The organism is Pseudomonas sp. SJZ074, from assembly GCF_007828215.1.
GTDB lineage: Bacteria > Pseudomonadota > Gammaproteobacteria > Pseudomonadales > Pseudomonadaceae > Aquipseudomonas.
In genome coordinates, this window is the sequence record NZ_VIUE01000008.1 from 1 (window position 1) to 19,852 (window position 19,852).

The 19,852-nt window shown below is 59.3% G+C and carries 23 protein-coding genes; 15 read left to right on the forward strand and 8 right to left on the reverse strand.

The annotated features are described in order from the left end of the window. Positions 1-279: 279 nt before the first annotated feature. Together FBX99_RS11385 and FBX99_RS11390 are read right to left on the reverse strand one after the other, a co-directional pair. Positions 280-1,500, reverse strand: coding sequence for a CaiB/BaiF CoA-transferase family protein (locus FBX99_RS11385; RefSeq protein ID WP_144930831.1), 1,221 nt, complete (start codon positions 1,498-1,500; stop codon positions 280-282). A gap of 13 nt (positions 1,501-1,513) precedes the next feature. Beyond that, on the reverse strand, positions 1,514-2,695 hold the full coding sequence (locus tag FBX99_RS11390; protein ID WP_145131624.1) for an acyl-CoA dehydrogenase: 1,182 nt from the start codon (positions 2,693-2,695) through the stop codon (positions 1,514-1,516). 157 nt (positions 2,696-2,852) lie between these two features. Here FBX99_RS11390 and FBX99_RS11395 point away from each other — a divergent pair, with 157 nt between their 5' ends. The 10 genes from FBX99_RS11395 (at position 2,853) to FBX99_RS11440 (ending at position 12,674) form a co-directional block, all read left to right on the forward strand. Further along, positions 2,853-3,749, forward strand: coding sequence for a LysR family transcriptional regulator (locus FBX99_RS11395; protein WP_145131626.1), 897 nt, complete (start codon positions 2,853-2,855; stop codon positions 3,747-3,749). A 435-nt stretch (positions 3,750-4,184) separates the two neighbouring features. Beyond that, positions 4,185-5,306: a Re/Si-specific NAD(P)(+) transhydrogenase subunit alpha gene (locus FBX99_RS11400; RefSeq protein ID WP_144930836.1), complete on the forward strand. Its 1,122-nt coding sequence runs from the start codon at positions 4,185-4,187 to the stop codon at positions 5,304-5,306. Positions 5,307-5,321: 15 nt separating this feature from the next. Beyond that, positions 5,322-5,642: an NAD(P) transhydrogenase subunit alpha gene (locus tag FBX99_RS11405; RefSeq protein ID WP_003220416.1), complete on the forward strand. Its 321-nt coding sequence runs from the start codon at positions 5,322-5,324 to the stop codon at positions 5,640-5,642. Beyond that, the gene (locus FBX99_RS11410) at positions 5,642-7,078 is read left to right on the forward strand and encodes an NAD(P)(+) transhydrogenase (Re/Si-specific) subunit beta (RefSeq protein WP_047704057.1); all 1,437 of its coding nucleotides are present in this window, start codon (positions 5,642-5,644) and stop codon (positions 7,076-7,078) included. The genes FBX99_RS11405 and FBX99_RS11410 overlap by 1 nt, the downstream gene beginning before the upstream one ends. Before the next feature lie 198 nt (positions 7,079-7,276). Beyond that, complete coding sequence (locus FBX99_RS11415) at positions 7,277-8,770, forward strand: acetyl-CoA hydrolase/transferase family protein (RefSeq protein WP_145131627.1); 1,494 nt, start codon at positions 7,277-7,279, stop codon at positions 8,768-8,770. Between the two features lie 324 nt (positions 8,771-9,094). Next, complete coding sequence (locus FBX99_RS11420) at positions 9,095-9,310, forward strand: DUF1127 domain-containing protein (RefSeq protein ID WP_144930839.1); 216 nt, start codon at positions 9,095-9,097, stop codon at positions 9,308-9,310. A 326-nt stretch (positions 9,311-9,636) separates the two neighbouring features. Then, a complete protein-coding gene (locus FBX99_RS11425) occupies positions 9,637-9,954 on the forward strand; it encodes a DUF2388 domain-containing protein (RefSeq protein ID WP_055128286.1) in 318 nt (105 codons plus the stop codon). Between the two features lie 106 nt (positions 9,955-10,060). Beyond that, the gene (locus FBX99_RS11430; RefSeq protein ID WP_144930840.1) at positions 10,061-10,369 is read left to right on the forward strand and encodes a DUF2388 domain-containing protein; all 309 of its coding nucleotides are present in this window, start codon (positions 10,061-10,063) and stop codon (positions 10,367-10,369) included. A 26-nt stretch (positions 10,370-10,395) separates the two neighbouring features. Further along, positions 10,396-10,716 (forward strand): DUF2388 domain-containing protein, encoded by a 321-nt coding sequence (locus tag FBX99_RS11435; protein WP_003187020.1) that lies wholly within the window; start codon positions 10,396-10,398, stop codon positions 10,714-10,716. Further along, positions 10,713-12,674, forward strand: coding sequence for a DUF4105 domain-containing protein (locus FBX99_RS11440; RefSeq protein ID WP_144930842.1), 1,962 nt, complete (start codon positions 10,713-10,715; stop codon positions 12,672-12,674). Before FBX99_RS11435 ends, FBX99_RS11440 begins: the two co-directional genes overlap by 4 nt. Positions 12,675-12,780: 106 nt before the next feature. Here FBX99_RS11440 and trpA read toward each other — a convergent pair whose 3' ends face one another. Together trpA and trpB are read right to left on the reverse strand one after the other, a co-directional pair. Beyond that, a complete protein-coding gene (gene trpA / locus FBX99_RS11445) occupies positions 12,781-13,593 on the reverse strand; it encodes a tryptophan synthase subunit alpha (RefSeq protein WP_144930843.1) in 813 nt (270 codons plus the stop codon). Then, positions 13,593-14,825, reverse strand: coding sequence for a tryptophan synthase subunit beta (gene trpB, locus FBX99_RS11450; RefSeq protein WP_047704050.1), 1,233 nt, complete (start codon positions 14,823-14,825; stop codon positions 13,593-13,595). Before trpB ends, trpA begins: the two co-directional genes overlap by 1 nt. Before the next feature lie 113 nt (positions 14,826-14,938). Between trpB and FBX99_RS11455 the strand changes: the two genes are divergently transcribed. Then, complete coding sequence (locus FBX99_RS11455; protein WP_144930845.1) at positions 14,939-15,832, forward strand: LysR family transcriptional regulator; 894 nt, start codon at positions 14,939-14,941, stop codon at positions 15,830-15,832. Here FBX99_RS11455 and FBX99_RS11460 read toward each other — a convergent pair. Beyond that, entirely contained in the window at positions 15,829-16,155 is a 327-nt protein-coding gene (locus tag FBX99_RS11460) for a YqjD family protein (RefSeq protein ID WP_024778479.1), read from the reverse strand. The genes FBX99_RS11455 and FBX99_RS11460 overlap by 4 nt on opposite strands. Positions 16,156-16,324: 169 nt before the next feature. Here FBX99_RS11460 and FBX99_RS11465 point away from each other — a divergent pair, with 169 nt between their 5' ends. Next, positions 16,325-16,540 carry a dodecin gene (locus FBX99_RS11465; protein ID WP_047704048.1) on the forward strand — a complete coding sequence of 72 codons (216 nt, stop codon included), beginning with the start codon at positions 16,325-16,327 and terminating at the stop codon, positions 16,538-16,540. A 114-nt stretch (positions 16,541-16,654) separates the two neighbouring features. Next, positions 16,655-16,876, forward strand: coding sequence for a DUF1161 domain-containing protein (locus tag FBX99_RS11470; RefSeq protein WP_145131629.1), 222 nt, complete (start codon positions 16,655-16,657; stop codon positions 16,874-16,876). Between the two features lie 53 nt (positions 16,877-16,929). On the opposite strand, the gene FBX99_RS11475 is transcribed toward FBX99_RS11470, so the two are convergent. Next, on the reverse strand, positions 16,930-17,931 hold the full coding sequence (locus FBX99_RS11475) for an LLM class flavin-dependent oxidoreductase (protein ID WP_144930849.1): 1,002 nt from the start codon (positions 17,929-17,931) through the stop codon (positions 16,930-16,932). A 231-nt stretch (positions 17,932-18,162) separates the two neighbouring features. Here FBX99_RS11475 and FBX99_RS11480 point away from each other — a divergent pair, with 231 nt between their 5' ends. Continuing rightward, positions 18,163-18,594 (forward strand): OsmC family protein, encoded by a 432-nt coding sequence (locus tag FBX99_RS11480; protein ID WP_144930850.1) that lies wholly within the window; start codon positions 18,163-18,165, stop codon positions 18,592-18,594. 129 nt (positions 18,595-18,723) lie between these two features. Continuing rightward, positions 18,724-18,957: a DUF1161 domain-containing protein gene (locus FBX99_RS11485; RefSeq protein ID WP_144930852.1), complete on the forward strand. Its 234-nt coding sequence runs from the start codon at positions 18,724-18,726 to the stop codon at positions 18,955-18,957. On the opposite strand, the gene FBX99_RS11490 is transcribed toward FBX99_RS11485, so the two are convergent. Together FBX99_RS11490 and FBX99_RS11495 are read right to left on the reverse strand one after the other, a co-directional pair. Further along, positions 18,954-19,379 (reverse strand): hypothetical protein, encoded by a 426-nt coding sequence (locus FBX99_RS11490; RefSeq protein ID WP_144930854.1) that lies wholly within the window; start codon positions 19,377-19,379, stop codon positions 18,954-18,956. The two genes, FBX99_RS11485 and FBX99_RS11490, sit on opposite strands and share 4 nt — an antisense overlap. Positions 19,380-19,418: 39 nt before the next feature. Further along, entirely contained in the window at positions 19,419-19,832 is a 414-nt protein-coding gene (locus FBX99_RS11495) for a hypothetical protein (RefSeq protein WP_144930856.1), read from the reverse strand. Positions 19,833-19,852: the final 20 nt, after the last annotated feature.

The following is a 19,852-nucleotide window of genomic DNA, read 5'->3' on the forward strand; positions in this document are numbered from 1 at the left end:
CTCTTTTTTACCGCTTTCGACCGAGAAGATCGAACCGTCAAACCGAGCCAAACCACCTGCCCTGCCGACTTCTTCCGGACTTCGATGAACTGAAGCCCTGCGCTACCAGAAAACATCTAATTCATTGAAACTCAAAGAGTTTTCCGTTTCGACTGCGCCGGAAGTGGGGCGAATTATAGAGACTCAGAATCTGCCGTCAACCCTTAATTTTGCTTTTTCTATCAATACGTTGCAGCACACCCGATAAACAGCAATGCCTCTTCTATATAGAAGAAAGCCTCAAATGACTTGTGCCTCTTTAAAAGCCGTCACAGTCGACTCATCCAACCCGAGCACCCGCTGCAGCACCTCCAAGGTGTGCTCCCCCAGCAACGGAGGCGCGCGACGGTACTCCACAGGCGTCCTAGACAAGCGAATCGGGCTGGCGACCTGCGGCACCTTACCGGCCAATGCATGGGGCAGCTCCATCGCCAGCCCGCGAGCCCGCACCTGGGGATCGGCAAACACCTGCTCCAGATCATTGATCGGTCCGCATGGCACGCCGGCCTGCTCCAGCTGGGCTACCCATTCGGCCGTGGTCTTGAACACTGTCGCCTGGCGAATCAATGGGATCAGCACTGCTCGGTTCGCCACCCGCTGCTTGTTCGTCGCAAAACGAGGATCATCCGCCCACTGCGGCTGACCGGCGACCTCAGCAAATTTGCGGAACTGGCCGTCGTTACCCACGGTAAGAATAAAGTCGCCGTCAGCAGTAGGAAAATCCTGATAAGGCACGATATTGGGATGAGCATTGCCCAATCGCTTCGGTGCATTGCCTGTCGTCAGGTAGTTCATCGCCTGGTTGGCCAGGCAAGCCACTTGAACGTCCAGCAATGCCATGTCGATATGCTGACCATCGCCCGCCTGGTCGCGATGAGCCAGCGCCGCCAGGATGGCCGCGGTGGAATAAAGCCCCGTGAGGATATCCGTCAGCGCCACCCCGACCTTCACCGGCCCGGCGCCCTCATCACCCTCGGGCCGACCGGTGAGACTCATCAAGCCCCCCAGTCCCTGAATCATGAAGTCATAACCGGCGCGCTTTGCATAAGGACCGGTTTGGCCAAACCCGGTGATCGAGCAATAGATCAAGCGCGGATTGAGCGCCTTCAGCGAGTCGTAGTCCAGACCATACGCTGCAAGCCCACCGACCTTGAAGTTCTCGATCAGGATGTCGGATTTGGCCGCCAGCTCCCGCACCAGGTTCTGCCCCTCGGGCCGGGTGAAGTCGATGGTGACCGATTGCTTGTTGCGATTGGCCGATAGGTAATAAGCCGCCTCGGTCGTATTTTCGCCACGGCCATCCTTCAGGAAGGGTGGCCCCCAGGCACGGGTGTCGTCGCCATTGCCCGGACGCTCGACCTTGATGACCTCCGCCCCCAGGTCGGCCAGGATCTGGCCGGCCCACGGCCCGGCCAGGACTCTCGATAAATCCAATACCCGCAAGTGCGAAAGCGCGCCCATGGCCGTTCTCCTATTAATAGAACGCCTGGATACCGGTTTGCGCACGACCGAGGATCAGCGCATGAACATCGTGGGTACCCTCATATGTGTTCACCACTTCCAGATTTACCAGATGACGGGCAATACCGAACTCATCCGAGATGCCATTGCCGCCCAGCATGTCCCGCGCCATACGCGCGATCTCCAAGGATTTGCCGCAAGAGTTGCGCTTCATGATCGAAGTGATCTCCACCGCCGCCGTGCCTTCATCTTTCATACGGCCCAGACGCAGGCATCCTTGCAGGGCGAGGGTGATTTCAGTCTGCATGTCAGCCAGTTTCTTCTGGATCAACTGATTGGCCGCCAATGGCCGACCAAACTGCTGACGATCCAGCGTGTATTGGCGAGCGGTGTGCCAGCAGAATTCGGCGGCACCCAAGGCGCCCCAGGAAATGCCGTAGCGTGCCGAGTTCAGACAGGTAAACGGACCTTTCAGGCCACGCACATCCGGGAAGATGTTCTCTTCAGGAACAAACACGTTGTCCATGACGATCTCGCCGGTGATGGAAGCACGCAGCCCGACCTTGCCATGAATGGCCGGCGCGCTCAGGCCCTTCCAGCCTTTCTCCAAGACAAAGCCCCGGATGTCGCCGGCGTCGTCCTTGCCCCAGACGACAAACACATCGGCAATCGGGCTGTTGGTGATCCACATCTTGCTGCCCGTCAGACTGTAGCCGCCTTCGACTTTGCGCGCGCGAGTAATCATCGCACCCGGGTCGGAACCATGGTTTGGCTCGGTCAGACCGAAGCAACCGATCCACTCACCGGAGGCCAGCTTCGGCAGGTATTTCTGCTTCTGGGCCTCGGTACCAAACTCGTTGATAGGCACCATGACCAGCGAGGACTGCACACTCATCATCGAGCGATAGCCGGAGTCCACACGCTCCACTTCACGAGCGATCAGGCCATAGCTGACGTAATTCAAGCCACTGCCGCCGTACTGCTCGGGAATGGTGGCGCCCAAAAGCCCCACTTCTCCCATCTCACGAAAAATCGCCGGGTCGGTTTTTTCATGACGGAACGCTTCCAGCACCCGGGGCGCAAGCTTCTGCTGGGCGAACTGCTCGGCAGTGTCGCGGATCATGCGCTCTTCTTCGGTGAGCTGTTGGTCCAGCAACAATGGATCGATCCAGTTGAAGCTCGCTTTACCGGCCATGAAAAAACCCTCGCCAATCAAATGAAAAATCGTGGATTGATCCTAGGCGCGGTTTCCTACAAGGGCAAACGACGATTACGCATGTGCTTGTGCTAATTTCTCACTCCGTAATCGTTACAACGCCTGTTTATCCCAATGATCAGTGAGGTCGCCGTATATGCGCCGCAAAATTCCCAGTACCGCCGCACTGGTCAGCTTCGAGGCCGCCGCACGCCATGAGAGCTTTACCAAGGCCGCACAGGAGCTTTCCCTCACCCAGGGAGCAATCTGCCGACAGATCGCCAGCCTGGAAGACTTTCTCAGCGTAGAGTTGTTCCGACGTTCGCGGCGCGGCGTCAAGCTGACTGAAGCCGGCCTGTCCTATAGCCGCCGGGTTGCCACCCAGTTGGACGCCGTCGAGCGCGACACGCTTTCAGTAATGGGACACACCGGCGCGAACGTGATCGAGCTGGCCGTGGTGCCCACGTTTGGAACCCAATGGCTGTTACCACGCTTGAAGGAGTTCCAAGAGCAACATCCGGAAGTCACCGTCAACCTGACCAACCGCACCCGCCCTTTTCTGTTTGCGGACACGGACTTTGACGCCGCCATCTATTTTGGCGATGGCGACTGGTCCGGTACCGAATCCCACAAGCTCATGGGCGAAAACCCCATGCCAGTCTGCAGCCCCCCGCTGTTGGGCGACCGCAACAATCTGACACCGCAAGCCATTGCCGAGTTGCCTCTGCTCCAGCAAACCACACGCCCATATGCCTGGCGCCAATGGTTCAACGCCCAGGAACTCAACGTTGCCCGCGACCTGACAGGCCCGCGTTATGAACTATTCTCCATGCTTGCCCAAGCCGCCATGCACGACATGGGAATAGCCTTGATTCCGCCCTTCCTGATACAGCGGGAATTGGCAGAAAAACGCTTGGTCATTGCCAACAGCAATGCGTTATCGAGCATCAAGGCCTATTACCTGATGATCCCGGAGCGAAAGGTCGAATCCGCGTCTCTGAGGGCTTTTCGTGATTGGCTGGTAGGCCAGGCCAGAGGCTATCTTCTTGATTAATAAAGAAATCACCCATAACCCACTCTGGTAGTAAGCTAATAAAAAGCGCTACAGATATAAGTTTTTGTCGCAATCAGTCAATCTGTTCAGAAATCAGTACAGTAGTCTCAGAAGCGTTCAAATACGTGGCTTTGAGCCATATCGCCCCACTCATCACGGCTCATTCATCTGGCCGATGGGAAAATTTATAAAATTGAGCCTGAATCCGGGAAAGGCACGGCCTGCATGGGTTTATAACCGATGATTGCGACATTCGGTCACAGGGTGACTTGTAGTTAATTTTTCGTCACCCGTCATAATCCCTTGAAGGGCTGTATTTTCGCCTGCAAAATGCCGCGCCCCGCCTGATTCGGCGGGATCGTGCTGATCCGCCGCCCCAGCCGCACCATCCGAAGTGCATGGGTTTACTCAATAAGATCACGCAGGAGATTTGACGTGCACATTGGTGTTCCTCTCGAAACCCAGACGGGTGAAACACGGGTTGCTGCTACCCCGGAAACCATCAAGAAGCTGATCGGCCAGGGTCATAAAGTCACTGTTCAGAGCGGCGCGGGTCTCAAGGCCAGCGTTATCGACAGTGCCTATGAAGCCGCCGGCGCGACCATTGGCAGTGCCAGCGACGCGTTCGGGGCCGAACTGATCCTCAAGGTGGTTGCTCCCAGCGACAGCGAACTGGCGCTGATCAAAAGCGGCACCGTGCTGGTGGGCATGCTCAATCCGTTCAGCAACGAAACCATCGCCAAACTGGCCGAATGCGGCATTACCGCGTTCGCCCTCGAGGCAGCGCCACGTACCTCCCGCGCCCAGAGCCTGGATGTACTGTCGTCCCAAGCCAACATTGCCGGCTACAAGGCCGTGCTGCTGGCCGCGCACTACTACCCACGCTTCATGCCGATGCTGATGACCGCCGCGGGCACCGTGAAAGCGGCGCGCGTGCTGATTCTCGGCGCAGGTGTAGCCGGGTTGCAGGCGATTGCCACGGCTAAACGCTTGGGTGCGGTGATCGAGGCTTCGGATGTACGTCCCGCAGTGAAGGAACAGATCGAATCCCTCGGCGCGAAGTTCGTCGACGTGCCTTATGAGACCGATGAAGAGCGCGAATGCGCGGTCGGTGTCGGCGGTTACGCTCGCCCCATGCCCGCCAGTTGGATGCAGCGCCAGGCCCAGGCGGTGCATGAGCGCGCCAAGCAGGCCGACATCGTCATCACCACGGCGTTGATCCCCGGCCGCAAGGCACCGACCTTGCTGAGCGCCGAAACTGTGGCACAGATGAAACCCGGCTCGGTGGTCATTGACCTCGCGGCTGCCCAGGGTGGCAACTGCCCGCTGACCGTGGCCGATCAGGTTGTCGTCGAGAACGGCGTGACCATCGTCGGCCCGACCAACCTGGCCGGAGAAGTCGCAGCCGACGCTTCGGCGCTATACGCCCGTAACCTGCTGGACTTCCTGAAGCTGGTCTTCACCAAGGAAGGTCAGTTCGACGTGAACCTGGAAGACGACATCGTCGCCGCGTGCCTGATGTGCCGCGACGGCCAGGTCATCCGCAAAAACGCCTAAGCAGGGATTCAGACAATGGAAGAGCTTATCTCCCCCGGTATCTACAACCTGATCATCTTCGTGCTGGCGATTTATGTCGGTTACCACGTGGTCTGGAACGTAACGCCTGCACTGCACACTCCGTTGATGGCAGTGACCAACGCCATTTCGGCGATCGTGATCGTCGGCGCGATGCTCGCCGCCGCGCTGACCGTGACACCACTGGGCAAGACCATGGGCACCCTGGCTGTCGCCCTGGCCGCCGTCAACGTATTCGGTGGCTTCCTGGTAACGCGCCGCATGCTTGAGATGTTCAAGAAAAAAGCCCCGAAAGCAAAAGAAGAGGCGCCCAAGTAATGAGCATGAACCTGGTAACGACGCTGTACCTGATCGCGTCGATCTGTTTCATCCAGGCCCTCAAGGGCCTGTCGCACCCAACCACATCCCGTCGCGGCAACCTGTTCGGCATGCTCGGCATGGCGCTGGCGATCGCCACGACCGTGGGCCTCATCTATAAGCTGGGGGCCGAACTTGCGACCGCAGGCATCGGTTACGTCATCGTCGGCCTGTTGATCGGCGGCACCGCCGGTTCGATCATGGCCAAGCGCGTCGAGATGACCAAGATGCCGGAGTTGGTTGCGTTCATGCACAGCATGATCGGCCTGGCGGCCGTGTTCATCGCCATCGCTGCCGTCGTCGAGCCGCAATCCCTGGGCATCGTCAAGCAACTGGGCGATTCGATTCCGGCCGGTAACCGCCTGGAGCTGTTCCTCGGCGCGGCCATCGGTGCAATCACCTTCTCAGGCTCCGTGATCGCCTTCGGCAAGCTGTCCGGCAAGTACAAGTTCCGCCTGTTCCAAGGGGCGCCGGTGCAGTTCGGTGGCCAGCACAAGCTCAACTTGATTCTGGGTCTGGCCACGCTGGGACTGGGCGTGATGTTCATGGTCACGGGTAACCTCGGCGCCTTCGCCCTGATGCTGGCCCTGGCATTCGTGCTGGGCGTGCTGATCATCATCCCTATCGGCGGTGCGGACATGCCGGTGGTGGTGTCGATGCTCAACAGCTATTCGGGCTGGGCAGCAGCGGGTATCGGCTTCTCGTTGAACAACTCGATGCTGATCATCGCCGGCTCGCTGGTGGGCTCCAGTGGTGCGATCCTCTCGTACATCATGTGCAAGGCCATGAACCGTTCGTTCTTCAACGTGCTGCTGGGCGGCTTCGGCAACAGCGCCGATGCGGCAGGCCCAGCCGGCTCGAAGGAAGCGCGTCCGGTGAAATCGGGCTCCGCGGATGACGCCACGTTCCTGCTGACCAATGCCGACACCGTGATCATCGTGCCAGGCTATGGCTTGGCGGTCGCACGGGCGCAGCATGCCTTGAAAGAGCTGACCGAGAAGCTGACCCACCACGGCGTGACCGTGAAGTACGCGATCCACCCGGTGGCCGGGCGCATGCCCGGACACATGAACGTATTGCTGGCCGAGGCCGAAGTGCCTTACGACCAGGTGTTCGAGATGGAGGACATCAACTCCGAGTTCGGCCAGGCCGACGTGGTCCTGGTGCTTGGTGCCAACGACGTGGTCAACCCGGCAGCGAAGAACGATCCGAAATCGCCGATTGCCGGCATGCCGATCCTCGAAGCCTTCAAAGCCAAGACCATCATCGTCAACAAGCGCTCCATGGCCAGCGGCTATGCCGGCCTGGACAACGAGCTGTTCTATCTGGACAAGACCATGATGGTGTTCGGTGACGCCAAGAAAGTCATCGAGGACATGGTCAAAGCCGTGGAATAACGCTCTGTGCCTCACTAAAACGCCCCGACTTGTCGGGGCGTTTTGATTTGTATCAAGGCCTGATGTTACCGATCCGGTAATGATGTTTTGCCTGAAACCCCCGTAATAGACGCCTCAAATGCGACTTTTGTCGCGGGTCGGGTACGGCGCGAATTCACTAGACTGCGCATCCTTGCTCCCAGCCCGAGAACACATTCCATGTACCGTGACCGCATTCGCCTGCCTTCGTTATTGAATAAAGTGATGAGCGCTGCCGACGCAGCCTTGTTGATCGAGGACGGCATGACCGTTGGCATGAGCGGCTTCACCCGTGCCGGTGAAGCGAAAGCAGTCCCCCACGCCCTGGCCGAGCGCGCCAAGGTCAGCCCGCTGAAAATCAGCCTGATGACCGGCGCAAGCCTGGGTAACGACCTCGATAAGGAGCTCACTCAGGCCGGCGTGCTGGCACGGCGCATGCCATTCCAGGTCGATAGCACGTTGCGCAAGGCGATCAACTCAGGGGAGGTGATGTTCATCGATCAGCACCTTTCGGAAACCGTGGAGCAGTTGCGCAACGCCCAGCTCAAGCTACCCGATATAGCCGTGATCGAAGCCGTCGCCATCACCGAACAAGGCCACATCGTCCCGACCACATCAGTGGGCAACTCCGCCAGTTTTGCTATCTTCGCCCGACAAGTGATCGTTGAAATCAACCTGGCCCACAACCCGGACCTGGAAGGATTGCACGACATCTATATCCCAACCTATCGCCCAACCCGCACGCCGATTCCCTTGGTGAAGGTCGACGACCGTATCGGCAGTACCGCCATCCCGATCCCGCCGGAGAAAATCGCCGCCATTGTCATCACCGACCAGGGCGACTCGCCGTCAACCGTGACACCCCCGGACAACGACACCCAGGCCATTGCCGATCACTTGATCGATTTCTTCAAGCACGAAGTCGCGGCCGGGCGCATGACCAACAAGCTTGGCCCGCTGCAGGCCGGTATCGGCAACATCGCCAACGCCGTAATGTGCGGGTTGATCGATTCGCCGTTCGAAGAACTGACCATGTACTCCGAGGTACTGCAGGACTCCACGTTCGACCTGATCGACGCCGGCAAACTGAGCTATGCCTCAGGCAGCTCCATTACGCTCTCGAGCCGGCGCAATGCCGATGTGTTCGCCAACCTGGAGAAGTACAAAGACAAGCTGGTCCTGCGGCCACAGGAAATATCCAACCATCCTGAAATCGTCCGCCGCCTGGGCATCATCGGCATCAATACCGCTCTGGAATTCGACCTGTATGGCAACGTCAACTCCACCCATGTCTGCGGCACACGAATGATGAATGGCATCGGCGGCTCGGGCGACTTCGCCCGCAACGCGCACCTGGCAATTTTCGTGACCAAGTCGATTGCGAAGGGAGGCGCTATCTCCAGCGTCGTGCCGATGGTCAGCCACGTGGACCACACCGAACATGATGTCGACATCCTGGTCACCGAGATCGGCTTGGCCGACTTGCGAGGCCTGGCCCCTCGGGAACGGGCGCGAGTCATCATCGACCGCTGTGTGCATCCGACCTATCGCCAGGCCTTGAACGAGTATTTTGAAGCGGCATGCGCCTTGGGTGGGCATACGCCTCACGTCCTGCGCGACGCATTGAGTTGGCACCTGAACCTGGAAGAAACCGGATGCATGTTGGCTGTTTGATACAGCTGAATCAGCGCTGCAGCGGATACAGTTTTCGTCGGTCATGGACTTCTGGTGTTTACCGACAAAAACTGTACTGCTGTACCGGTATTTTCAGAGCGAATTTTATTGCTTAACGCGCAAAAGCACCATAAAGCGCACCATAATTGTGCAGACAGGTACAGTTGCCTCAATATGGACCAGTACACCGCTCTTTAACAGTTAACTGGTCGCGCACAATACTAATGAACTGTATCTACAGAGTCTGGCCAAACGAGAGGATCATGGGCACCAGTTAAAGTTAAACCACTACCTAATCCCGCCATAAGCGGAAGGATGTCAACCATGGAACGTACACTCAGTTCCGAGCTGTTTTTCGAAGACAACGCTGCAAAAAACCAGGCTTCCCTGCCTCTTCGCATTATTGCCAACCTGATGCTGTGGCAGCGCCGTATCGCCAGCCGCCATCAACTGGCCCGTCTGGATGCTCGCCTGCTGGCTGACGCCGGTATCAGCGAAGCCCAGCGCTACGAAGAGCTGAGCAAGCCGTTCTGGCGCTAACTCAGCGTCGCTGGCCCTGACCCACCGGGTCCACCGCCAGCACCGAATTGAACAAGACAAGACCCGTCGCGGGAAACCGCGACGGGTCTTGTCGTTTCAGGGCTCTGAAACAAGCGTCTCAGCCCAGAACAGGTACAATTCTCATATTTCTTAATTTCAACAGGTACAGTTTGATTTTTGGCAATTCGAGAGAGTAGGCGCTCTATATCAGAGCTGTCCTACGCCGCGATCTGACTTACTATCCAGGCGAACGTGGCGAAGCGAGTCGGACAGGCGTCTCCTCTTCCCGCTAAAGAATCGGCATTCATCACCCAAGGAGTCTCATCATGATCCGTCTTCGTCTGCTCAGCGTTGCAGCCTTGCTGGCCGTAACTGCCCATGCCAATGCCAGCAGCTTCATCGTCACCACCGACTCCCTCGTTGGGGCTCTCAAGGCCACGTCCGATGCAACTTCCGATGCGACTTCGTCGCTGCGGGACAATAAAATCGTCCAGGCGGCCCGTGACGATGCCGCCAGCTTCGTGGCCAGCGAAGGCGCCATCCGTGGCGTGAAACTGGAAAGTGCCTTGGATTTCATCCGTCAGCAGGCGCCGCAGTTGAACGCCACCGATGCCCAGTTGGCCCAGGCGATCCTGGTGATCTGATCCAACATGAAACATCGGGCGGCCGAAGGTATCCCGATGTTTCAACGCTGGCTCTGGCCCGGCGGTTTGCGCTAGCCTTCAGGTTCACCATAAACCGTCGAGTGCCATGCGTTTTACCTCAGATCTGCCTATCGTTTTGTTCCTGGTCGCTGCCTGCTGGTCCGTTTCGGCTCATGCCTTCGATGTATCCACCCAACAGGTGGTGGTCAGCGGCTATGCCACGAGCATGGTGACCTCTGCGCCCTTCGACCATAAACTGATCGTCGCCGCTCGCGATGACGCGGCAGTATTCGTTGCCAGTGATGGGCAGTTGCGGGGCGCACGACTGGAGTCGGCCTTGGCTTATCTACGTCAGACCCAGCCAAAACTTCATGTCAGCGACCTTGAACTGGCACAGGCAATTCTCGTCCAATAGTTATCCCAACTTTCCGGAGTCGTTCCATGCGTAGCCCGCTGATTGCTGCCGCCCTAGGCCTGCTGGTATTGGCCGATGTGGCCCAGGCCCATACCCTGGTAGCCACCAGTAACATCATCGTTCGCGCCTCGCAGCGCACGATCGATTTCACTTCCGATACCACCACTTCCATCCGGGATTCGAAGATCGTCCGCGAAGCCCATGACGATGCAGCCAGCTTCGTCGCCAGCAACGGTGAAATCCGTGGCGCTCACCTCGAAGCCGCCTTCGACACCTTGCGTACCCGCGTGCCGGAAGCCCGCGATGCCAGCGATCAGGTCCTCGCCGAAGCCATCCTCGCACTGTGAGGCGGCTCGCCGCCTGGCTGGCGGCCGGGGTCCTGCTGCTCATGGGCAGTACTGCCCAGGCCGGCCTGCGACTGCACCTCAACGGCGAAGGCCTGAGCCTCGCGCAGCAGCAGGCCAGCCAGGCGCTGCTCGATGAAGCCATGGCGGCCCTGCCGCCACGTTTCATCGAGCAATTGGACCGCCGTATCGATGTCGGTTGGACCGACCGGATGCCAGCCAACGCGTATGGCCAAGCCTCGTTGGTGTCGCAGCTCGACCTCAACAGCAACCTGCTCGACAGCCTCACGGACGGCAGCGCCGCTACGCAAAAGACTCGCCGTCCCCACGGTACCGTGCGGCGAGAATTGCTGGCCACCGTCCTGCATGAACTGACCCACATCTATGACCGCGCACGTTTATGGCCGGATGCCGAGCGTGCGTTGATCCAGCGCTGCACGCGACGCCACAGTAGCGCCGGGCTGATCGGCCTCCCGGATGAATGCCGGGGCCAGAACGACCGCCGCTTCACCCTCAGTGATGATCCTCGTCTGCTGGACCTCGCTGGCTGGCCGCAATACGTCGGTCGTCGCGGTGAACGGGAGCAGCACAACCGCCAGGTCGCCCGCAGCCCAGACCTCTATGAGACCAGCAGCCCCAAGGAGTTCGTCGCGGTCAACATGGAGTACTTTCTCCTCGACCCGAGCTACGCCTGCCGACGGCCCGCGCTGTACCGCTATTATCAGGAACACTTTGGTTGGGCCCCGCCCGCCAAAGACACCTGCGCCAAGTCGTTCGCCTTCCTCAATGCCGGCAACGACTTCGCCAGGACACCACTGGGCAAGGTCGACCCAGAACGGGTCTACGCCATCGATTACCTGTTGGCAGAAGCCAACCAGAACTGGGTCAGCCGCTGGGGCCACAGCATGCTCCGCCTGGTGATCTGTGCACCCGGCCGCCCACGTGGGCCGGATTGCCGGCTGGATCTGGATCAACACCTGGTGCTCTCGTACCGTGCCTTCGTCGGTGATGTGCAGTTGTCCAGCTGGGACGGCCTGGTGGGCAAGTATCCGTCGCGACTGTTCGTGTTGCCGCTGGCCCAGGTGATCGATGAATACACCAAGACCGAACTGCGCAGCCTGGCGTCCGTACCGCTGAACCTGTCACGGACCGAGATCGAGGAGACGGTCGAGCACGCCGCCGAAATGCACTGGAGCTATGACGGCAGCTATTACTTCCTGTCCAATAACTGCGCGGTAGAGAGCCTGAAGCTGCTGCGCAGCGGCAGCAATAACGGGCAACTCAAGGGCCTGGACAGCATCATGCCCAACGGTTTGCTGGAAGTGCTCAAGGGGCGGGGCCTGGCGGACACCAGCGTGTTGGACGATCCCAAGGAAGCCCTGCGCCTGGGCTACCGCTTCGATTCATTTCGTGATCGGTATCAGGCGATGTTCAACGTGCTGAAAAAGTACCTGCCGATCAAACAGCAATCGGTAGAGGACTGGCTGGCCCTGGACGCCGCCGAGCGCCGTGTCTGGTTCGAACAGGCCGACCTGCGCACCAGCGCGGCATTGCTGTTGCTGGAACAGGCCAGTTATCGCCGGCAACTGCTGCTGGCCCAGGATGAAGTCAAACAACGCTACCTCGGTGCCCGCGAACTGCAGAACGGTGGCATGGAACGGGCCAACGCGACACTGCAGCAGATCCTCGCCAACAGTGGCTTCCTGAGCCGCCCTGCGGAGTTGCTGGGCAGTAGCGGCTACGGGTTGCCCCAGCCCAGCGAGTGGCAGCGACTGGAATCGGAAAGCAGCCTGCGCCAGAAACAGCTACAAACACTGACGGGCGATCTGGACAAGGAAGTCCGGGCTCTGCTCGAGCCAAGCCGCGCCGCTGAAATCGCCGCGAGCGAGGCCAACGTCAAGGAGCTTGGTGAACATCTGCGCAAACTGCATAAGGCGGGGGGTGGGTTGGAGCTGCCTTGATGAACCTCGCCACAATGAGCAGCCCGGGCAAAACTACAGATCATTTTCATGCACAACAAAAAAGGTTCAGAACCTGGTTCTGAACCTTTTTTGTTGCAGCAATAAATCAACTCATGCGTGCATTACGCACACCGTCGGCCAGGGCGGCGCACAAGCTCAGCACGCCATCGACGGCCTGCTCCGATGTCTCGGCGCTGGCGATATGGTCGATCAACGCCGAGCCGACCACCACGCCATCGGCCAATCGTGCAATGGCAGCGGCTTGCTCCGGCGTGCGGATGCCGAAACCGATGCTGATCGGTAGATCGGTATGGCGACGCAGACGCGCCACGGCTTCTTCCACATGCTCCAGCGTCGCGGCACCGGCGCCGGTCACGCCCGCCACCGATACGTAGTACACAAAGCCCGAACTGCCATTGAGCACCGTCGGCAACCGCACATCATCGGTGGTCGGTGTGGTCAGGCGGATGAAATCCAGACCCGCAGCCTGGGCCGGATCGCACAGTTCGCCGTTGTGCTCGGGCGGCATGTCCACCACGATCAGGCCATCGACGCCGGAATCCAGCGCTTCGCCAATGAAGCGTTGCACACCATATCGATGGATCGGGTTGAAGTAGCCCATCAGCACCAAGGGTGTCTCGCTGTTGTCCTTACGGAACTCGCGAACCATCTGCAGGGTTTTTGCCAGGTTCTGTTGAGCCCCCAGCGCGCGGATGTTCGCCAACTGGATCGCCGGGCCGTCGGCCATCGGATCGGTAAACGGCATGCCCAGCTCGATCACATCGGCACCGGCCGCCGGCAGGCCCTTGAGGATTGCCAGCGAGGTGTCGTAGTTCGGGTCGCCGGCGGTCACGAAGGTCACCAGGGCGGCGCGGTTTTGTTGCTTGAGTTCGGCAAAACGGGTTTGCAGGCGGCTCATCAGTGTTTCTCCTGCTGGGACTGTTCCATGTGGTGCATCACGGTTTGCATGTCTTTGTCGCCACGGCCGGAGAGGTTGACCACCATCAGGTGATCCTTGGGCAGGTTCGGCGCGCGCTTGAACACCTCAGCCAGGGCATGGGAGCTTTCCAGCGCAGGAATGATGCCTTCCAGGCGGCAGCATTTGTGGAAGGCGTCCAGGGCTTCGGCATCGGTGATCGAGGTGTACTGGACGCGACCGATGTCGTGCAACCAGGCGTGTTCCGGACCAATCCCCGGGTAGTCGAGGCCGGCGGAAATCGAGTGGGCATCGATGATCTGGCCGTCTTCGTCTTGCAGCAGGAAAGTACGGTTGCCGTGCAATACGCCGGGGACGCCACCGTTCAGGCTCGCCGCATGCTTGCCGGTTTCGATGCCGTAGCCAGCCGCTTCGACGCCGATGATCTCGACGCTCTTGTCGTCCAGGAACGGGTGGAACAGGCCCATCGCATTGGAACCACCGCCGATGCACGCCACCAGACTGTCCGGAAGGCGACCTTCCTGAGCTTGCAGTTGATCGCGGGTTTCCTTGCCGATCACCGCCTGGAAGTCGCGAACCATGGCCGGATACGGGTGTGGACCGGCCACGGTGCCGATCAGGTAGAACGTGCTGTCGACGTTGGTGACCCAGTCGCGCAGGGCTTCGTTCATGGCATCTTTCAGGGTACCGGTACCGGCGACCACCGGAATCACTTCGGCGCCGAGCAATTTCATGCGGAACACGTTGGCCTGTTGGCGCTCGATGTCGGTGGTGCCCATGTAGATCACGCAATCCAGGCCGAAACGTGCGGCCACGGTGGCAGTGGCCACGCCATGCATGCCGGCGCCGGTCTCGGCGATGATGCGTTTTTTGCCCATGCGCCGCGCCAGCAGGATCTGGCCGATGCAGTTGTTGATCTTGTGCGCGCCGGTGTGGTTCAGCTCCTCGCGCTTGAGATAGATCTTCGCTCCACCGCAGTACTCGGTCAGGCGCTCAGCGAAGTAGAGCGGACTCGGACGACCGACGTAGTCCCGCTGGAAGTAGGCCAGTTCCTCGATGAATGCAGGATCTTCCTTCGCCACTTCGTATTCACGGGCCAGGTCGAGGATCAATGGCATGAGGGTTTCAGCCACATAGCGGCCGCCGAATGCACCGAACAGGCCATTGGCATCGGGACCGCTGCGCAGGTTGAAGGGGGTCGTAGGCTGGGTCATGGGAACGCTCCAGGCAAATGCGTGAGAAGACAATGAGGTTCACTCTACCCCTGACATCTCGCCCTGAAAACCGATAAGATCGCCACAACCTGTCAGAAAAATTCACATATACCATGCGCCACGACCTGCCTCCCCTCAACGCCTTGCGTGCCTTCGAAGCCACCGCTCGCCTGAACAGCGTAAGCCAGGCAGCCGAACAGCTTCACGTCACTCACGGCGCCGTCAGCCGACAGTTGAAGGTGCTGGAAGAGCATCTGGGCGTCAGCCTGTTCGTCAAGGATGGAAGAGGCCTGAAACTCACAGATGCGGGCCTGCGCCTGCGTGATGCCAGCGCCGAAGCTTTCGAGCGGCTACGTAGCGCCTGCGCCGAACTCACCCAAAGCACGGCGGATGCTCCGTTTGTGCTGGGCTGCTCGGGCAGTTTGTTGGCGCGCTGGTTCATTCCTCGCCTGGGCCGACTCAATGCCGATCTGCCGGACTTGCGCTTGCATTTGTCCGCCGGCGAAGGTGATCTGGACCCCAGGCGCCCAGGGCTGGACGCTTTGCTGGTCTTTGCCGAGCCACCTTGGCCGGCGGACATGCAGGTGTACGAGTTGGTCAGCGAGCGGATCGGCCCAGTCATCAGCCCGCGTTATACCGGCTTCATCGACCTGAAATCCGCCCCGGCCAGCGCGCTGTTGGGCGAGTCGTTGCTGCATACCACGTCCCGCCCACAGGCCTGGCCGACCTGGGCAGGGCAAAACGACCTCGATCCACAGGCACTGAAATTCGGCCAGGGTTTCGAGCATTTATATTATTTGCTGGAGGCTGCGGTGGCAGGGTTGGGCGTAGCCATCGCTCCCGAGCCGTTGGTGGCCGAGGATGTGCGCGCCGGACGCCTCGTCGCGCCATGGGGCTTCGTTGAAACCCCGGCGCGACTGGCATTATGGCTACCCAAGCGCGCCTCAGACAGCCGCGCCCGGCAGTTGGCCCAATGGCTCAGGCATGAGTTGAGCCAACCGGCTTAATCACCGCGCTTGCACAGCAGATAAGCGGCCAACAGACCAAGGGCCCCGACCGCGACACCGGCGGTGGTCCACGGGTGCTCTTGAGCGTAATCGCGTGTGGCGAGCCCGGTTTCGCGGGTTTTCACCTTGACCTCTTCATACGCGTCGCTGAGCAGATGACGGGAATGCTTCAATGCATTTTCGGCGTTTGCCTTGAGCGATTTGAGGGTCTTACGCGACTCGTCCGAAGCGTCGTCCTTCAGGCTTTCCAACGACTTGAGCAGATTCTCGATTTCCGCTTCCATGCTTTGCAACGAGGCTTTGCGTAATGAATTGCTGGCCATGGTGGCTCTCTCCTGCAGTGGTTGAGTGCGTGTGAAAGTTGGGACTCCCGCCGTTTCTGAAAGTGCAGTAAATCTGAACTTCAGCGCGTGAACGGCACCACACGTAAGGCGAAAAATCGCTGCTAGGCTCTTGGTAGCCAAGCGGCTGGAAATAATCAGGAGAAACGTCATGACTGATCATCACACGTACAAAAAGGTCGAGCTGGTCGGCTCATCCGCCACCAGCATCGAAGATGCCATCAACAATGCCCTGGCCGAAGCCAGCAAGAGCCTCAAGCACCTGGAATGGTTCGAAGTCACCGAAACTCGCGGGCATATCGAAAACGGCCGGGCCGCGCACTTCCAGGTAACCCTCAAGGTCGGCTTCCGGATCGCAAATAGCTGAGGCGCGTGGAACTTGCACGCTGGCGGAGTGCCATAGGAATGGCGATGCGCTATCCGACGGGCGCATCCCTCCTGTTTAATACCAGCCTAATGATCCGACCAAGGAGTGCGAGCGATGAAAAAGTTGATGGTTGCTGTGGGTTTGCTGAGCCTTGCGGGTTCGGCGTTTGCCGCCGGTAAGTCCTGCGAGGAGCTGAAAAGCGAAATCGCAGCGAAGCTCGATGCCAAGAAAGTTTCAGGTTATTCGCTGGAAATCGTCGATAAAGGTGCGGCGGGTGACGGGAAAGTCGTCGGTACTTGTGAGGGCGGTACGAAGGAAATCGTCTACAAGCGCTGATGCTGCTCGAATGTCAAAGCCGACGCATGCGTCGGCTTTTTCATGGGCACGATTCAGCCCTTCATGACCTGCGCCAGCAATTCATATGAATGCAAACGGTCGGCATGCTCATACAGGTCGCTGGTGAATATCAGCTCATCGGCCTGGGTCTGCTCAATCAGTACCTCGAGGCGGGCGCGGATCTTCTGCGGCCCCCCGATCATCGCCAGGCCAAGGAAATCGCCCACCGCTTCTTTCTCATGGGGTAACCAGAGACCGTTCATGGTTTCGACCGGTGGACGCTGCACCAGGCTCTGGCCGCGCATCAGCGCGAGGATCCGCTGATACACCGAAGTCGCCAGATAATCAGCCTGCTCATCGGTATCCGCCGCCACCAAGGGCACACCGAGCATCACGTAGGGTTTGTCGAGCACCGCCGACGGCTTGAAATGGTTGCGGTAGATGCGAATGGCCTCATGCATAAAGCGCGGTGCGAAATGGGAGGCGAAAGCGTAGGGCAAACCGCGCTCACCGGCCAGCTGCGCGCTGAACAGGCTCGAGCCCAACAACCACACCGGCACGTTGGTCCCGGTGCCGGGCATGGCGATGATGCGTTGATCGGGGGTGCGCGGGCCGAGATAGCGCATCAGCTCGGCCACGTCGTCGGGGAAATCGTCCGCGCTACCGGAGCGCTCACGACGCAGAGCCCTGGCGGTCATCTGATCGGAGCCGGGTGCACGACCCAACCCCAGATCGATCCGACCCGGGAAGAGGCTTTCCAGGGTGCCGAACTGCTCGGCGATGATCAGCGGCGCATGGTTGGGCAACATCACCCCGCCAGAGCCGACACGAATAGTCGAAGTACCACCGGCCAGATAACTCAACAGCACCGCTGTCGCGGAACTGGCGATGCCATCCATATTGTGGTGTTCAGCCACCCAGAAACGGGTGTAGCCGAATTTTTCCACGTGCTGCGCCAGATCCAGCGAGTTACGCAAGGAACGGGCGGCATTGCCATCCTCGCGGACAGGCACGAGGTCGAGGGTTGAGAATTTCACTTCGGACAGCTGTTTCATGGGCCGGCGTCTCCAACGGGGCTTTTCCTACGGGCAAAAGCCTGCCGTTTTCTGTAGGTGTGTGCCTTGCAATGTGGGCATATACCCGAGTTTCAATAGCTGCAACGAATTTTCCTACTAAATTAGTCGACTAATCGATGAAGTGAACTTTGTCAGGCGGTCTATCCTCACAAGCCTGGCAGTCAAAAAACACCCGGCGCAACCCGCGCGCCGGATCTTGAGGAGGCAGACATGGCTATCATTAAGAAAGCATCGGCTCACTGGGAAGGTGACCTGAAAAACGGCATCGGCTCCATCTCCACGGAAACCGGCGTGCTACGCGAAGCACCCTATGGTTTCAAGGCCCGTTTCGAGGGCGGCCGCGGCACTAATCCCGAAGAGCTGATCGGCGCAGCCCATGCTGGCTGTTTCTCCATGGCATTTTCGATGATCCTGGGGGATGCCGGGTTCAAGGCCGACAGCATCGATACCAATGCCGAAGTGACCCTCGACCAGGTCGAAGGTGGCTTTGCCATCACCGCAGTGAAGCTGATTCTCAAGGCGAAGATTCCCGGCGCCAGCCAGCAGCAGTTTGAAGAGCTGAGCAACAAGGCCAAGGAAGGTTGCCCGGTTTCCAAGGTGTTGAACGCCAAGATCACTCTGGATGCCACGCTGGTGAACTGACCCCCCGCATCAGGATCGCAGCCGCCGAAGGCTGCGATCTTTCCCTGTTACCCGTTGAGCGATGTGTGGTCGAATGCAGTAGGCAGTTTCAACGTACAAGCGGTACGTGCTGCAGTGAGGAGTTCGAGCATGAAACGGTTTGCCTTGGTCATTATTGGTTGCGCCTTGACCACCTCAGCCCTGGCGGCGCCAAAATCCTGTGAAGAACTGAAAGCGGAAATCGAGGCGAAGATCCAGGCGAACAAAGTGTCGTCCTACACCTTGGAAATTGTCATGAAGAAAGAAGTCCACGATCAGAACATGGTGGTCGGCACCTGCGAAGGCGGCAGAAAGAAAATCATCTACCAGAAGAACGACAATTAAGGAACGCAGTTGACCTGCCGCTCCTCGGCAACAATTTCACGCTTGGCATTATAGAGCCGGGCGCTTGGGGTAAACGCCAGGTTGCGGGCTTCCAGACGATAACGCTGGCCGGCCTCGAAATGATCGTAACGCACGATCATGTAGCACAACCGTTCCTGCGGTTCGGCCTGCATGCCCAATCCGCCACCACTCATGACCTCGAAGTCGAAGCGCACTTTCAACTCATGGCTGCCCGGCGAAACCTGGAAGAACCGCCCATCCCGCAGACGTTGCCCATCCAGGCCCTCGGCCATGAGCACTTTGCCGCCCGGCATGGGGGTCGCAAAATCGACCCAGGCCATGTTCGGATCGACCGGGGGCAGCGGACTTGATGCACAACCGCTCACCGAGACCAGGGCCAGTAACAGGATATGAAGGCGCATGATGAATTTCCTGAAGTCGAGTATTGAGCATAGCGCCGATCAACTCTGCTGGCAGCCCGCTGGCGTACCTTGGCCCACGACCTTGCGCTGCTGATCATAGAGCTTGGCCCACGGACGGAAACCGATGCTGCCGGCCTGCAACTGGTAACGCTGGCCTGCGTTGAAGTCCTTGAATTTCACATTCAACCGACAATCCCGCCACAACGGCTCGGCATCCGGGCCTATATTGCCGGGCTCGACGGCAAACTGATAACGCACGGTCAGCTCATGGGCGCCGGGCTGCACTTCGAAATAACGCCTGTCCACGGACATCTTGTCATCGACTTCCAGCGCTTGCAGCGCTGTATCCTGATGGTTGCCAAGATCGATCCACGCTTGCGAAGGATCAGGGTCGGGCAAGCTGGCACAACCGGTCAGCAGCAACAAGCCACTCGTCAGCATCAACACGCGCATAGCGAAGCTCCGGGCAGGCG

Coding starts and splice junctions, on each gene's coding strand:
- FBX99_RS11480 (WP_144930850.1), top strand. CDS start 18,163: ATGGCTATCATTAAGAAAGCATCGGCTCACTGGGAAGGTGACCTGAAA.
- FBX99_RS11470 (WP_145131629.1), top strand. CDS start 16,655: ATGAAAAAGTTGATGGTTGCTGTGGGTTTGCTGAGCCTTGCGGGTTCG.
- FBX99_RS11395 (WP_145131626.1), top strand. CDS start 2,853: ATGCGCCGCAAAATTCCCAGTACCGCCGCACTGGTCAGCTTCGAGGCC.
- FBX99_RS11385 (WP_144930831.1), bottom strand. CDS start 1,500: ATGGGCGCGCTTTCGCACTTGCGGGTATTGGATTTATCGAGAGTCCTG.
- FBX99_RS11390 (WP_145131624.1), bottom strand. CDS start 2,695: ATGGCCGGTAAAGCGAGCTTCAACTGGATCGATCCATTGTTGCTGGAC.
- FBX99_RS11460 (WP_024778479.1), bottom strand. CDS start 16,155: ATGGCCAGCAATTCATTACGCAAAGCCTCGTTGCAAAGCATGGAAGCG.
- FBX99_RS11495 (WP_144930856.1), bottom strand. CDS start 19,832: ATGCGCGTGTTGATGCTGACGAGTGGCTTGTTGCTGCTGACCGGTTGT.
- trpB (WP_047704050.1), bottom strand. CDS start 14,825: ATGACCCAGCCTACGACCCCCTTCAACCTGCGCAGCGGTCCCGATGCC.
- FBX99_RS11425 (WP_055128286.1), top strand. CDS start 9,637: ATGATCCGTCTTCGTCTGCTCAGCGTTGCAGCCTTGCTGGCCGTAACT.
- FBX99_RS11405 (WP_003220416.1), top strand. CDS start 5,322: ATGGAAGAGCTTATCTCCCCCGGTATCTACAACCTGATCATCTTCGTG.
- FBX99_RS11490 (WP_144930854.1), bottom strand. CDS start 19,379: ATGCGCCTTCATATCCTGTTACTGGCCCTGGTCTCGGTGAGCGGTTGT.
- FBX99_RS11475 (WP_144930849.1), bottom strand. CDS start 17,931: ATGAAACAGCTGTCCGAAGTGAAATTCTCAACCCTCGACCTCGTGCCT.
- FBX99_RS11415 (WP_145131627.1), top strand. CDS start 7,277: ATGTACCGTGACCGCATTCGCCTGCCTTCGTTATTGAATAAAGTGATG.
- trpA (WP_144930843.1), bottom strand. CDS start 13,593: ATGAGCCGCCTGCAAACCCGTTTTGCCGAACTCAAGCAACAAAACCGC.
- FBX99_RS11430 (WP_144930840.1), top strand. CDS start 10,061: ATGCGTTTTACCTCAGATCTGCCTATCGTTTTGTTCCTGGTCGCTGCC.
- FBX99_RS11420 (WP_144930839.1), top strand. CDS start 9,095: ATGGAACGTACACTCAGTTCCGAGCTGTTTTTCGAAGACAACGCTGCA.
- FBX99_RS11455 (WP_144930845.1), top strand. CDS start 14,939: ATGCGCCACGACCTGCCTCCCCTCAACGCCTTGCGTGCCTTCGAAGCC.
- FBX99_RS11435 (WP_003187020.1), top strand. CDS start 10,396: ATGCGTAGCCCGCTGATTGCTGCCGCCCTAGGCCTGCTGGTATTGGCC.
- FBX99_RS11410 (WP_047704057.1), top strand. CDS start 5,642: ATGAGCATGAACCTGGTAACGACGCTGTACCTGATCGCGTCGATCTGT.
- FBX99_RS11465 (WP_047704048.1), top strand. CDS start 16,325: ATGACTGATCATCACACGTACAAAAAGGTCGAGCTGGTCGGCTCATCC.
- FBX99_RS11485 (WP_144930852.1), top strand. CDS start 18,724: ATGAAACGGTTTGCCTTGGTCATTATTGGTTGCGCCTTGACCACCTCA.